Below are 13,277 nucleotides of genomic sequence, written 5' to 3' on the forward strand. Positions count from 1 at the left end.
AGGACGCCCGCAGCACGGCGGATCAATCCTCCGCCATCGCCACGCAGACCAGCGCCGGCATGGAGCAGCAATACCGTCAGGTCGATCAGGTCGCCACCGCGTCCCACGAAATGAGCGCCACCGCTCAGGACGTCGCCCGCAGTGCCGCGCAAGCCGCCCAGGCCGCGAAAGATGCCGATCAAGCGACCCGCCGGGGCCTGACCGTCATCGACCAGACCACCACCAGCATCGACAACCTCGCCGCCGACATGAGCGCGGCCATGGTGCAAGTGGAAGGCCTGGCGGCCAACAGCGAGAAAATCGGCTCGGTGCTGGAAGTGATTCGCGCCATTGCCGAGCAGACCAACCTGCTGGCGCTCAACGCGGCCATTGAAGCGGCCCGCGCCGGTGAGGCCGGCCGTGGGTTTGCCGTGGTCGCCGATGAGGTGCGCAATCTGGCGCGACGCACGCAGGAGTCGGTGGAGGAAACCCGCCTGGTGATCGAGCAGTTGCAGAGCGGCACGCAGGAGGTGGTCGGTTCGATGAACAACAGCCATCGCCAGGCGCAAGGCAGCGTCGAGCAGGTGGGCCAAGCGGTGACGGCGTTGCGCCAGATTGGCGAGGCGGTGACGGTGATCAGCGACATGAACTTGCAAATCGCGTCTGCTGCCGAAGAGCAGAGCGCGGTGGCCGAGGAGATCAACAGCAACGTGGCGACGATTCGTGATGTGACGGAGTCGTTGTCGGGGCAAGCGAATGAGTCGGCGCGGGTGAGTCAGTCGCTCAACAGCCTGGCGAATCAGCAGCAGAGTTTGATGGATCAGTTTCGCGTTTAACCCAATTTCTGTATCCGCATGAACTAATGTGGGAGCGGGCTTGCCCGCGATGGGGCCATAACATCCAACATCTGTGTTGACTGTTAGATCGCCATCGCGGGCAAGCCCGCTCCCACAGGTTGGTCAGTGAGCCTCAGGCCTGTGTCAGCGCTTGGGGAGTTTGATGACGACCTTCAGGCCGCCCCACTCGCTCTCTTCCAACCTCATCACCCCGCCCCACGTGTCGACGATGTCGCGCACAATCCCCAGCCCCAACCCATGCCCATCCGTCTGTTCATCCAGCCGTGTTCCCCGGTCGAGCACCTGATCGCGCTGCGCCTCGGGAATTCCCGGTCCATCATCTTCCACGCTTGACTCAAACCCTTCAGCCGTCTCGACCACGCTCAGCCGAACCTCGGCATCCGCCCATTTGCAGGCGTTATCCAGGAGATTGCCCAGCATTTCGAGCAAGTCCTCGCGATCCCACGGCAGCTGCAAACCGGCCGGTGCGCGATAGCTCAGGTTCAGGTGTTCGCCGTGAATCATGTTTAACGTCGCCAGCAGCCCCGGCAATTCAGCATCGCAATCAAACAACGCCCCCGGCAGCGCATCGCCGGACAACCGGGCGCGATTGAGTTCGCGATTGAGCCGCTGCTGGACCTGTTCCAGTTGTGCCTTGAGGAGCTTGCGCAGCTCGGGATGAGCGTCGAGCTTCTCGCTTGAAGCCACGCTCAACAAAACGGCCAGGGGCGTTTTCAGTGCATGCCCAAGGTTGCCCAAGGCATTGCGCGAACGCTTGAGGCTGTCCTCGGTGTGAGCGAGCAAATGGTTGATCTGCGCCACCAGCGGCTCCAGTTCCACCGGCACCTGGTCATCGAGTTGCGAGCGCTGGCCCTGCTGCAACTGAGCGATTTGCTCACGGGCCTTTTCCAGTGGACGCAAGGCCCGGCGCACGGTGATCCGTTGCAGCAGCAGAATCAGCAGCAACCCCGTCAGCCCGAGGCCCAGACCGATCTGCTGCATACGCCGGAAGCTTTCGCGCACCGGCGTGTAGTCCTGCGCCACGCTGATCGAAATCGATTGCCCGAGCCGTCGATAATCCGAACGCAGCACCAGCAATTGCTGGCCTTCAGGCCCCAGTTGCAGGTTGCTGTGCAGGCCGGGATGGTCGAGTGGCGGCAGTTCCTGATCCCACAACGAGCGGGAGCGCCAATGCTTGTCGGCAAAATCGATACGGAAGTAATGCCCGGAAAACGGCCGTTGATAGGCCGGCGACAGATGCCGTTCATCCAGTTGCAGCCCCTGCGGCCCGCGCACCAGCGCCACCAGCAGGTTTTCACTGTCGTTGCGCAAACCGTCTTCGAGGTAGCGCTGCAGTCCCATTTCGAACAACCACAGGCTGGTTTGCGCCAGCACCAGGCCGACGACCACCATTACGCTGATCAGCCCCAGGCTCAAGCGGCGCTGAATCGACCTCACCGGGCTTGTCCGCCGAACAGATAACCCTGGCCGCGACGGGTCTCGATCACGCTGCGCCCGAGCTTGCGTCGCAGGTGGTTGACGTGAACTTCGAGCACATTGGAGTCGCGCTCGGTTTCACCGTCGTAGAGGTGTTCGGCGAGGTGGCTTTTAGAAAGGATCTGCTCGGGGTGCAGCATGAAATAGCGCAGCAGGCGAAACTCGGCGGCGGTCAGCTGGATGTCGGCGCCGTCGCGCATCACGCACTGACGACCTTCATCCAGATGCAGCCCTGCCGCCTTGAGCGTCGGCTGGTTGGCCTGACCGTGGGAGCGCCGCAACAACGCCTGAACCCGCAGGTGCAGCTCTTCGGGGTGGAACGGTTTGGTCAGGTAATCGTCGGCGCCGGCCTTGAGGCCTTCGATGCGTTCGGCCCAGGAACCGCGCGCCGTGAGGATCAGCACCGGCGTGGCCAACCCACCGGACCGCCATTGCGTCAGCACCTCAAGCCCCGGCAGACCCGGCAGGCCGAGGTCGAGGATGATCAGGTCATACGGCTCGCTGCTGCCCTGATACACCGCGTCGCGGCCATCGGCCAGCCAGTCCACGGCATACCCCTGCCGGTTGAGGCCGGCCATCAATTCGTCGGCCAGCGGCACGTGGTCTTCCACCAGAAGCAAACGCATCGATCAATCTTCCTTGTCTTTCAGTAACTGGCCAGTGGCGGCATCGAGGTCCAGCTCACGAACCACCCCTTCGGTGGTCAGCAGCTCGACTTCATAAATGTAGACGTCATGTTTTTCTTCAAGCTCGGCCTCCAGCAATTTGGACCCGGGGTACAGGTCCAGCGCCTGCTGCAGGAGCTGCTCCAGCGGCAGAATCACGCCCTGCTGACGCAGGCGCAGGGCTTCGTCCTGATCGAGGTCGCGGGCCATGACGACCGAGCAGAACGCCAGCAGCAGCAGCGTCATGCGTGAAAATGAAAACACCTTCATTACGTATCCTGATGATCCTTGAGAACCTGCCCGCTGACAGCGTCCAATTCCAGATCCCACTCAATGCCCTGTGGGTCGCGCAGCTCAACCTGGTAGATGTACTTGCCGTACTCTTCTTCCAGCTCGGTTTCAGTGATATCGGAACCGGGGTGTTTGGCCAGAGCGGTGGCGTTGAGCTTCTCGAAAGACACAATGGTACCAGCGTCGCGCAGCCGAAGGGCTTCATCGGGGCCCAGGTCACGGGCGTGGGCGAGGCTGGCGGTCATGGCAATGATGGACGCGGTGAACAGGGCAGTCAGGGTTTTCATGGGGTGTCTCCGTATTTTTATGTGTTGCCTACGGGGGGCACCTTAGCGAGCTGAACTTAACTGAAACTGAATTGCCATCATTGGTGATGACAACGCGACATCATCGGCCTGCACAAAACCCCGTAGGAGCCAGCGGTGCGGCAAGCCTGGCTCCTACAGGTTTTGCATTGGCTCAAAAGGTTTTGCATCACCCACACCTGTTTATAATCCCCCGCTTGCCAGACTTCGAGACCGGTATGACCGCCATCCACATCAAGTTCCCTTCCCTGACCCTCAAGGCCGGCCCTCGTGCCTTGGCGCGTATCCGCGAAAACGGTTTGAGCGCCGCCGATGTCGGCACGCTGCCGGGTGCCGCCGGGGGGCCGAAAGCCTTGGGGATACAAGGTCTGGACCTGGCGCTGTTTGGCGAATGGCTGCCGGCCGCACCTCGCGAGCGTGCATTGATCGGCGCTTCGGTGGGCTCTTGGCGCTTCGCAAGCGCCTGTCTGCCGGATGCCGCCGAAGGCATACGGCGCCTCGGTCACCTCTACACCGAGCAGAACTTCGCCAAGGGCGTGACCATGGCGCAGATCAGCCGGAGCTCTCGGCGCATGCTCGATGAACTGCTCGACGGCCGCGATGCGTCGATTCTGGACAACGCCCATTACCGCCTGAACATCATGGTGGTCAAAAGCCACGGCCTGCTCGCGGACGATCACCGCGGCCGCCTCGGGCTGGGCCTGTCGTCGGTGATCGCCGACAACCTGCGCGGTCGGGCGCGACTGTCGCGGCACTTCGAACGGCTGATCATCCACGACCCGCGCCAGGCTCCGCCGGTCAATGCACTCAACGATTTCCCGTCGCGCTTCGTCGCGTTGAATACCGGCAACCTGCGTCAGGCCCTGCTCGCCTCGGGCTCGATCCCGATGGTGATGGAAGGCGTGCGTGATCTGCCGGGCGCCGGCGTGGGGACGTTCCGCGATGGCGGTCTGCTCGACTATCACCTCGACCTGCCCTACAGCGGCAACGACATCGTGCTCTATCCGCACTTCACCAACCGGGTGATTCCCGGCTGGTTCGACAAGACCCTGCCGTGGCGCCGCGCCTGCCCTGAACGGTTGCAGGATGTTCTGCTGTTGGCGCCGTCGAAGGATTATCTGGCACGCCTGCCCTACGGCAAGCTGCCGGACCGCAACGACTTCAAACGCTTCATGGGCGATGCCCCGAGCCGGCAGAAATACTGGCGTACGACCATGGACGAAAGCCGTCGCCTGGGTGACGAGTTCCTGGAGCTGACCGCCAATGGTCGCCTCGGCGAGCGCTTGCTGACCCTTTAGTCAGTGTTTTGCCCAGCGCTCTGGTAAACTCGCCGCCTGCCCACATCGCCGCGGCGATCGCCACCTGACAGAGCTGAAAATCACTGTGGAAATCTTCAAAGAGTTTACGTTCGAATCCGCCCACCGCCTGCCTCACGTACCGGAAGGCCACAAGTGCGGCCGCCTGCACGGTCACTCGTTCAAAGTAGCGATTCACTTGAGCGGCGACCTCGATCCGCACACCGGCTGGATCCGCGACTTCTCGGAAATCAAGGCGATCTTCAAGCCGCTCTACGAGCGCCTGGACCACAACTACCTGAACGACATTCCCGGCCTGGAAAACCCGACCAGCGAAGTGTTGGCCAAGTTTATCTGGAAGGAATTGAAGCCCCTGCTGCCGGAACTGAGCGCGATCCGTATCCACGAGACGTGCACCAGCGGTTGTATCTATCACGGCGAGTAAGCCCCTCTAAAAGACAACACAAGCCCCCTGTAGGAGCGAGCCTGCTCGCGATAGCGGCCTGTCAGTCACATTGATGCTGTGTGTGCCGACGCCATCGTCGGAACGCCGCCCGGAGCAGGCTCACTCCCACAGTGAGGATGCGTTTCGTCAGTGATACAAAAAACAGCCTTCATTGGCTGTTTTTTTATGCCTATGCTTTTTGGCTCGAACACGCCAAAAGGACATCCCCATGAGGACTGACTGGCCGCTGGCTCAGACCTATCGCTTCAACGGGCACTCCGTTCGCTACGACGTCCGGGGCGACGGCCCGCCGTTGGTGTTTGTGCACGGCACGCCCTTTTCGTCTTACGTGTGGCACCGCATCGCTGCGCACTTCATCGCCACCCACCGGGTGCATTACTTCGACCTGCTGGGCTATGGGCAATCCGAGAAAATCGCCGGCGACGTGTCGCTGGGCGTGCAGAACGACCTGTTGGCGGACTTGCTCGATCACTGGGGCCTGGAGCGGCCGGACGTGGTGGCTCACGACTTCGGCGGCGCCACCGCGCTGCGTGCGCACCTGCTGAACGGCAAGGATTACCGCAGCCTGACGCTGATTGATCCAGTGGCGCTGACGCCCTGGGGTTCGCCGTTCGTGCAGCATGTGCGCCAGCACGAAGCGGCGTTCAGCGGACTGCCCGATTACATTCAGCGAGCGATCGTGCCGGCCTATATTCGCGGGGCGATCAAGCGCGACATCCCCGATGAAGAACTCGACCCCTATGTGCAACCGTGGCTGGGTGATCCCGGGCAAGCGGCGTTCTATCGGCAGATTGCGCAAATGGATGAGCGTTACACCCGTGAGGCCGAGGGGTTGTACCCGACGGTGCGTTGCCCGGTGCAGATTCTGTGGGGTGAGGATGATCAGTGGATTCCCATTGAGCGTGGAAGGGCCCTGCATCAGATGATTGCGGGGTCGCAGTTTCACCCCATCCCCAATGCCGGGCATCTGGTTCAGGAAGATGCGCCAGAAGCCATCGTCGCTGCGTTGCTGCGGTTTTTGCCGTTAATCCAATCCCCCTGAAAAAACCGAATCCCCTGTGGGAGTGACCTGTGGCGAGGGGGCTTGTCGGAATGCCGCATCACCCCGTTCGGCTGCGCAGCAGTCGTAAAATCTGTGCTGTTGCCTAAATTTTGGGGCCGCTGCGCGACCCAACGGGGGCAAGCCCCCTCGCCACAGGTCGCTCCCACATGGGTTCTGTGTTCTGTCGGGTGCACCGCTTTTGTGCCCTCCTCCGCGTCAATCCCGCCGGCTCGGCTATACATAACTAAGCCATCCCCGTTTGGCACGACCACTGCAACCCTTCCCGCGTCCCCCATTCAGCAAGGAACGCCACATGACGCAAAAAGATCCGGGCAACGATTACCCCCTCAGCGAAGTGCCGATGCATGCCCGCAAGGGTCTCGCCTCCACGGCCATGGTGCTGCTGGGTTTCACCTTCTTCACCGCCACGATGTTCGCTGGCGGCAAGCTCGGCGTGGCGTTCAGTTTTGGCGAGATGATGGCCGTGATCATCGTCGGCAATCTGCTGCTGGGGATCTACGCCGCAGGCCTGGGTTACATCGCCTTCAAAAGCGGCCTGAATTCGGTGTTGATGGGGCGTTTTTGCTTCGGTGAGGTCGGCAGCAAGCTCAGCGACTTGATCCTCGGTTTCACCCAGATCGGCTGGTACGCCTGGGGCACGGCCACGGCCGCCGTAGTGCTGGGCAAGTATTTCGAACTGAGCGAGGGTGCCGTTCTGGGCTTGATGGTGCTGTTCGGCCTGGCGTTTTGCGCCACCGCGTATGTCGGTTATCGGGGGCTGGAAATCCTCTCGTACATCGCGGTGCCGGCGATGATGGTGCTGCTGATGCTGTCGATGTGGGTCGCCACGGTAAAGGTCGGCGGGCTTGATGGACTGCTCGCGGTGGTCCCGTCGGGAACGCTGGACTGGTCGACCGCGATTACCCTGGTGTTCGGCACCTTCGTCAGCGGCGCCACCCAGGCGACCAACTGGACGCGCTTCTCCCGTTCCGCACGGGTCGCGGTGCTGGCGAGCCTGATCGGCTTTTTCATCGGCAACGGCCTGATGGTGTTGATCGGTGCCTACGGCGCCATCGTCTACCAGCAACCGGACGTGGTCGAAGTGCTGCTGTTGCAAGGTTTCGCCATGGCTGCGATGGCCATGTTGCTGCTCAACATCTGGAGCACCCAGGACAACACCATCTACAACTTCGCCGTCGCCGGTTGCAACCTGGTGCGCACCGGTCGTCGCAAAACCGTGACCCTGGCCGGCGCGGTGATCGGCACCTTGCTCGCGCTGCTGGGCATGTACGACATGCTGGTGCCTTATCTGATCCTGCTGGGCACGGTCATTCCGCCGATAGGCGGGGTCATCATGGCGGATTTTTTCTTCCGCTATCGTGGTCAATATCCTCGTCTGGCCGACGCTCGATTGCCGGCGTTCAACTGGCCCGGTTTAACCGCCTATGCCGTCGGCACCGTCGCCGCATTCAGCTCGCCCTGGATCGCGCCACTGGTAGGGATTGCCGCTGCCGCGCTAACGTATGTGCTATTGACCAGCGTACTGGGTGCCCGTGCCGCTGAAGCTCCATTACAAGATCTATAAAAGGATTCGCCTGATGCACATCATCAACGCCCGCCTGCGCAACCAAGAAGGCCTGCATGAATTGCACCTGGAAAACGGCCTGATCCGCACCATCGCCCGTCAGACCGAAGCCCCGACCCTGGGCCCTGACGACCTCGACGCCGGCGGCAACCTGGTGGTGCCACCCTTCGTCGAACCACACATTCACCTCGACGCGACCCTCACTGCCGGCGAGCCGCGCTGGAACATGAGCGGCACGCTGTTCGAAGGCATCGAGTGCTGGGGCGAACGCAAGGTGACCATCACCGAAGAAGACACCAAGACCCGCGCCAAGAAAACCATCCAGACCCTCGCCGCCCACGGCATCCAGCATGTGCGCACCCACGTCGACGTCACCGACCCGCAACTGACCGCGCTCAAGGCGATGCTCGAAGTGCGCGAGGAAAGCCGTCACCTGATCGACATGCAAATCGTCGCGTTCCCGCAGGAAGGCATCGAGTCCTATCGCAACGGTCGAGAACTGATGGAAGAAGCGATCAGCATGGGCGCCGATGTGGTCGGGGGTATTCCACACTTCGAATACACCCGCGATCAGGGCGTCAGCTCGGTGAAGTTTCTGATGGACCTGGCCGAGCGCACTGGCTGCCTGGTGGACGTGCATTGCGATGAAACCGACGACCCGCATTCACGCTTTCTGGAAGTGCTGGCCGAAGAGGCCCGCAGCCGCGACATGGGTTCGCGGGTGACCGCCAGCCACACCACGGCCATGGGTTCTTATGACAATGCCTACTGCGCCAAACTCTTCCGCCTGCTCGGGCACTCAGGCATCAGTTTTGTCTCCTGCCCCACCGAGAGCATTCACCTGCAAGGGCGCTTCGACAACTTCCCGAAACGCCGGGGCGTGACCCGGGTGAATGAACTGCTGGAAGCGGGGATGAACGTGTGCTTCGGCCAGGACTCGATCGTTGACCCGTGGTACCCGCTGGGTAACGGCAACATTCTGCGGGTGCTGGAAGCCGGTCTGCACATCTGCCACATGCTCGGATACCGCAACCTGCAAAGTGCGCTGGACCTGGTCACCGACAACAGCGCCAAGGCCATGAACCTTGGGGACCGTTATGGGCTGGAGCCCGGACGGCCGGCGAATTTGCTGATTCTGTCGGCGGACAGCGACTACGAGGTGATCCGCAGTCAGGGGTTGCCGTTGTATTCGGTTCGCGATGGCAAAGTGTTGATGAAACGGACGATGCCGGTGGTGGAATGGGCGGATCAGCTTTGATTTTCACTGACTGGGCGGGCCTCTTCGCGGGCAAGCCTCGCTCCTACAAGGAATATACGTTACCTGTAGGAGCGAGGCTTGCCCGCGAAGGCAATCTTCAATTCACCCCATCAACCGAGCCGTACCGAATAGCCTGACCCGACTCAATTCCCCCTCCAATTCCTCCAACAAAATCGGCGCCGTGCCGCCCGGCATCACCACTTTCACCTCACCCGCCGCCACCCAACCCACCCGCCAGGCAGCACACGCCACCGCACTGGCGCTGGTGCCCGACGACGCCGTCGGCCCTTCCCCACGCTCAAACACCCGCGCCACCACCCGCCCCTCGGCCTCAAGCATCGCCCATTGCAGATTCCCCCCCGCCGGACACGGCTGCCCAGCCCCGGTCGGCGCGGCATAGGCAATGCGCATCAAGCCTTGGGCCAATGGCGGTTCACGCATCTGCTCATTGCTCGGCAACGCGTCGGCATTCGCCAGTAGCGTCACGCAATGCGGATTGCCGATGCGCACAAACTGGCTGCGGTGCCAGGCCGGATCAAGCGCCGACAATGGCTGCACATGGCTGACTTCGCGCTCATTCAACGTCACGCTTTCAACCTCGGGCGCGCCCACCGCTTGTGGCCCGAACGAAGGTTTTCCCAGATCCAGCCAGAACCCTTGCACGTCGTCGACCTCTGCGGTTTTCACCGAGGTGTCCACCGGCGAAACCGCATCGCCCTTGTCGTGATGAACCCGCAGCAGGCACGCCTGCTCTTTCGGCATCAAGCCTTGCTCGCTGAGCGCCTGGGAAAAAATCGTCAGCCCATTGCCACTGCGCTCGGCCAAGGTGCCGTCGGTATTGACGATCAACAGATCAAACGGCGGCGACGATTGAAACGGCCCCACCAACAGCCCGTCGCAGCGATGGCCTTTGCTGCCGGGCGGTTGTGTACCGGGCGCCCAACTGCAGAACGCCTCGATGGCCGCCAACGCCCAGCGCTCGCGAATTTGCGCAGCGTCGCTGGCCTGGTCAGGCAAATCGATACCGCTATCGCGCACGGCGTCGGGAGCCACTACCGCGTAGATATTGCCTCGAGCATCGTAGAACGGCGTCATGGATCGGTCCTGGAGTCAGCGTGAAAAGAGCCTGTACTGTAGGCGTCAACTTCCTGCGATGAAATACCGCCTCGGCGTCACGCCAAACGCACGCCGGAACATCGCAATGAGCGCACTGACATTGTCGTAGACCGGTTCCAGCGCGATGGTCGTCACCGGTACGTCTGCGGCAAGCAACTCCAGTGCTCGCCCGCACCGCCACCGCGTGAGGTGGCGCTGTCGTTTTGCGAGCATGTTCGTCCGGCGGCGCTTTTGCACCTTCAGGTGGAGGGGACGCAGGTCGTCACGGTGACACGGTTTATGGCCCGGTGATCGCAGTCTGAATCGCACGATGAAAATGGTGAAGAGCCGGCTCGTTTCCACCGAACGTCAGGAAATCCTGAGCGCTGGAGGCATAACCTTTCTGTAGATGTCTGGCCATTCGAAAGTCTTCGCCATCGACGGTGTCCATGAGAAGGGTCATGTTTTTGTCCCAATGTTCTTTCTCTTTTGCCGACGTTGGTGCTGTAGGCACATGCAGCGACACTTCAATCAGGCATTGATCGACGCAGTTTGGGCCTGCGGAAAATACCCGCCACACCTCCAGATGATCGCCCTGCCAGACCAGAAGCGTATTGGGAAACAGCAGGTAGATAATCGCCGAATGCCGGAGCAGGTCCCATTGTTCTTCGGGTTGATCGAACAACTCGACAATTGAGCGACGCGGCATGATCAGCCGTACATTCGCTCCGAGGCCTTCGAAATGACTGGTATTGGGTATAAAAATCGGCAGCACCGTTTGCCGATGCAGGGTGGAAAAATGCCAGTTCTCCAGAAACGTATCGATCACTACTTTCCAGTTAAAGCGCCTGCGTAAACGCCTCGTTTCGTAATGCGAGTAATGCTGGAAGCCGAAATCCCGGACCTCATTGGTCAACGGCCCTAGCACTTCAGCTTCATTGATCTGCCCGCCCGGCATCGGGTGTACCCAGATCAACCCATGCTGTTCCAGAACACTCAGGCGAGTCAGGTTGCGCTCGGCGCAACTCAACCCCTCGAAACTGCCAGGCGGATTCAGCCGTTGCAACCGCCCATCCAGACCATAGGCCCAGCCGTGATACGGGCAGGTCATCGCACCCGCGATGTTTCCCGATCCGTTAAGCAGCCTCGCGCCACGATGCCGGCAAACATTGATGAAAGCGTTCAATGATCCATCGTTGTTGCGCACGACCAGAACCGGCACACCGCTTAAATCGTCGGTCAGGTAGTCGCCCGGGCAAGCCACTTGAGAGCCAAGTCCGATCATCGAGGGTCGCGAGTCAAACAGATGCCGTCGTTCCCGTCGCTGCTGAACGAGGCTGGTATATGACTCGACAGGGTTCAAGTAAATGGCATCGGCCATGCTGGTCTGTCGCTGCTCAATCATGTTCAGCAGCGACTTCAGTAGCAAAACCTGAGTGGGATGGTCCATATCGCCTCCAGTCTGTCCTGTTCATCAACTCGTCGATGCATCCTGAACAGCAGGCTTCGTTCTAGGCGCAAAAAACGGCGCTGTAAACTGTCAGAACTAACAGGTAGTCCACTTAAATAATCTTTCAATGGCGGCACTTGCGCTCGCGACATAGGCTCCGGCTGTGCAACGATGTCGCCCTGCCTGACCGCAAACCTGCGCGGACGCTGACCGAACCCTATGGGTAAGTCGCTGTCCTTTGGGGACGCGACGTTTTTTGCCAAGGATCGATATGACCAACCTCAATACCCAAGCCTCATTTGTTCCCGGACGCCTGGAGCAGATGTCCACCCGCATCGCCTTTTTCATCGCAGGTCTCGGTATCGCTGCTTGGGCGCCGCTGGTGCCGTATGCCAAGGCGCGAGCCGGGCTCGACGAAGGGACGCTCGGGTTGTTGCTGTTGTGCCTGGGGGTGGGGTCGATTCTGGCGATGCCGATGGCTGGCCTCTTGTCCACGCGTTTCGGCTGTCGTCGAGTGGCGACCGGGGGAACGTTGTTGATTTGCGCGGCGTTGCCGTTATTGGCAACGGTGTCGACGATACCGGCATTGATCGCCACGCTGTTCATGTTCGGCGCGGGCCTGGGCACGGTGGATTCAACGGTGAACCTGCAAGCGGTGATCGTCGAACGCGCCAGCGGCAAGAACATGATGTCGGGGTTTCACGGAATGTTCAGCCTCGGCGGGATTGTCGGCGCGGCGGGTGTCAGCGCCCTGCTCGCCCTGGGTTTGTCGCCGCTGGGGGCGATGGCCGTGGTGGTTGTCGTGCTGGTACTGGCCTTGCTCAAAGCCGCGCCGCACCTGTTGCCTTACGGCAGCGAAAGCTCAGGACCTGCGTTTGCGGTGCCCCATGGCATCGTGCTGTTCATTGGCGGCATGTGCTTCATCGTTTTCCTGGCTGAAGGCGCAGCGCTCGACTGGAGCGCGGTGTTCCTGGTGCAGGAACGCGGGATCGACACGGCGTACGCGGGCCTGGGTTACGCGGCGTTTGCGCTGACCATGACCGCCGGGCGGCTGACCGGGGACCGGATTGTCCGGCGTCTGGGCGCGACGCGGGTGATGGTGTTCGGTGGCCTGACCGCGGCGGTGGGACTGGCGTTGGCGACGTTTGCACCGGCCTGGGAGGCGGCGCTGGTCGGTTATGCATTACTGGGTGCGGGTTGCTCGAACATCGTGCCGGTGCTGTACACCGCGGTCGGTAAACAGACGGTTATGCCTGAGCATATTGCGGTGCCGGCCATTACCACATTGGGCTACGCAGGGATTCTCGCGGGCCCGGCGGTGATCGGGTTTATCGCCCATGGCAGCAGTTTGAGCTTTGCGTTTGGGTTGATGGCGGTGTTGCTGGTGGCGGTGGCCATTGGCGGCAGGGTGTTGAAAGTCTGATAAAGCTATCGCCAGCAGGCTGGCTCTCACAGGGGATCTTCAGTGAACACAAATTCTGTGTTTAGCAGAGACCCATGTGGGAGCCAGCCT

The 13,277-nt window shown here is 61.3% G+C and carries 13 protein-coding genes and 1 pseudogene; 7 read left to right on the forward strand and 7 right to left on the reverse strand.

The genetic code is table 11. The features are described 5' to 3' along the window. The first annotated feature begins 59 nt into the window (after positions 1-59). Complete coding sequence (locus ACYZT6_RS17315; RefSeq protein ID WP_371928410.1) at positions 60-815, forward strand: methyl-accepting chemotaxis protein; 756 nt, start codon at positions 60-62, stop codon at positions 813-815. 144 nt (positions 816-959) lie between these two features. On the opposite strand, the gene ACYZT6_RS17320 is transcribed toward ACYZT6_RS17315, so the two are convergent. From ACYZT6_RS17320 to ACYZT6_RS17335, 4 genes are read right to left on the reverse strand one after another with little or no spacing between them, the layout of a single operon-like run. Then, entirely contained in the window at positions 960-2,273 is a 1,314-nt protein-coding gene (locus tag ACYZT6_RS17320; protein WP_462027937.1) for an ATP-binding protein, read from the reverse strand. Next, positions 2,270-2,938, reverse strand: coding sequence for a response regulator transcription factor (locus ACYZT6_RS17325; RefSeq protein WP_462027938.1), 669 nt, complete (start codon positions 2,936-2,938; stop codon positions 2,270-2,272). The genes ACYZT6_RS17320 and ACYZT6_RS17325 overlap by 4 nt, the downstream gene beginning before the upstream one ends. 3 nt (positions 2,939-2,941) lie before the next feature. Beyond that, positions 2,942-3,247: a PepSY domain-containing protein gene (locus ACYZT6_RS17330; protein WP_462027939.1), complete on the reverse strand. Its 306-nt coding sequence runs from the start codon at positions 3,245-3,247 to the stop codon at positions 2,942-2,944. Beyond that, positions 3,247-3,555: a PepSY domain-containing protein gene (locus tag ACYZT6_RS17335; RefSeq protein WP_462027940.1), complete on the reverse strand. Its 309-nt coding sequence runs from the start codon at positions 3,553-3,555 to the stop codon at positions 3,247-3,249. Before ACYZT6_RS17335 ends, ACYZT6_RS17330 begins: the two co-directional genes overlap by 1 nt. Before the next feature lie 236 nt (positions 3,556-3,791). Here ACYZT6_RS17335 and ACYZT6_RS17340 point away from each other — a divergent pair, with 236 nt between their 5' ends. From ACYZT6_RS17340 to codA, 5 genes are all read left to right on the forward strand, one after another. After that, entirely contained in the window at positions 3,792-4,871 is a 1,080-nt protein-coding gene (locus ACYZT6_RS17340; RefSeq protein ID WP_462027941.1) for a patatin-like phospholipase domain-containing protein, read from the forward strand. A gap of 85 nt (positions 4,872-4,956) precedes the next feature. Next, positions 4,957-5,313 (forward strand): 6-carboxytetrahydropterin synthase QueD, encoded by a 357-nt coding sequence (gene queD / locus ACYZT6_RS17345; RefSeq protein WP_008152165.1) that lies wholly within the window; start codon positions 4,957-4,959, stop codon positions 5,311-5,313. A 229-nt stretch (positions 5,314-5,542) separates the two neighbouring features. Next, the gene (locus ACYZT6_RS17350; protein ID WP_462027942.1) at positions 5,543-6,376 is read left to right on the forward strand and encodes an alpha/beta fold hydrolase; all 834 of its coding nucleotides are present in this window, start codon (positions 5,543-5,545) and stop codon (positions 6,374-6,376) included. A 313-nt stretch (positions 6,377-6,689) separates the two neighbouring features. Beyond that, positions 6,690-7,961 (forward strand): cytosine permease, encoded by a 1,272-nt coding sequence (codB, locus tag ACYZT6_RS17355; protein ID WP_462027943.1) that lies wholly within the window; start codon positions 6,690-6,692, stop codon positions 7,959-7,961. A gap of 13 nt (positions 7,962-7,974) precedes the next feature. After that, positions 7,975-9,219 carry a cytosine deaminase gene (codA, locus tag ACYZT6_RS17360; protein WP_462027944.1) on the forward strand — a complete coding sequence of 415 codons (1,245 nt, stop codon included), beginning with the start codon at positions 7,975-7,977 and terminating at the stop codon, positions 9,217-9,219. A gap of 102 nt (positions 9,220-9,321) precedes the next feature. Here codA and ACYZT6_RS17365 read toward each other — a convergent pair whose 3' ends face one another. The 3 genes and pseudogenes from ACYZT6_RS17365 to ACYZT6_RS17375 all read right to left on the reverse strand — a co-directional run bounded on the left by ACYZT6_RS17365 (position 9,322) and on the right by ACYZT6_RS17375 (position 11,695). Further along, positions 9,322-10,314: a diaminopimelate epimerase gene (locus ACYZT6_RS17365; protein ID WP_462027945.1), complete on the reverse strand. Its 993-nt coding sequence runs from the start codon at positions 10,312-10,314 to the stop codon at positions 9,322-9,324. Positions 10,315-10,359: 45 nt separating this feature from the next. Then, a pseudogene (locus ACYZT6_RS17370) lies at positions 10,360-10,518 on the reverse strand (helix-turn-helix domain-containing protein); the annotation flags it as partial. Between the two features lie 94 nt (positions 10,519-10,612). After that, positions 10,613-11,695, reverse strand: coding sequence for an aromatic ring-hydroxylating oxygenase subunit alpha (locus ACYZT6_RS17375; RefSeq protein ID WP_462027946.1), 1,083 nt, complete (start codon positions 11,693-11,695; stop codon positions 10,613-10,615). Between the two features lie 340 nt (positions 11,696-12,035). Here ACYZT6_RS17375 and ACYZT6_RS17380 point away from each other — a divergent pair, with 340 nt between their 5' ends. Next, positions 12,036-13,187, forward strand: coding sequence for an MFS transporter (locus tag ACYZT6_RS17380; RefSeq protein WP_462027947.1), 1,152 nt, complete (start codon positions 12,036-12,038; stop codon positions 13,185-13,187). Positions 13,188-13,277 lie beyond the last annotated feature (90 nt).

The sequence above is a fragment of the Pseudomonas sp. RT6P73 genome (genome assembly GCF_054897715.1).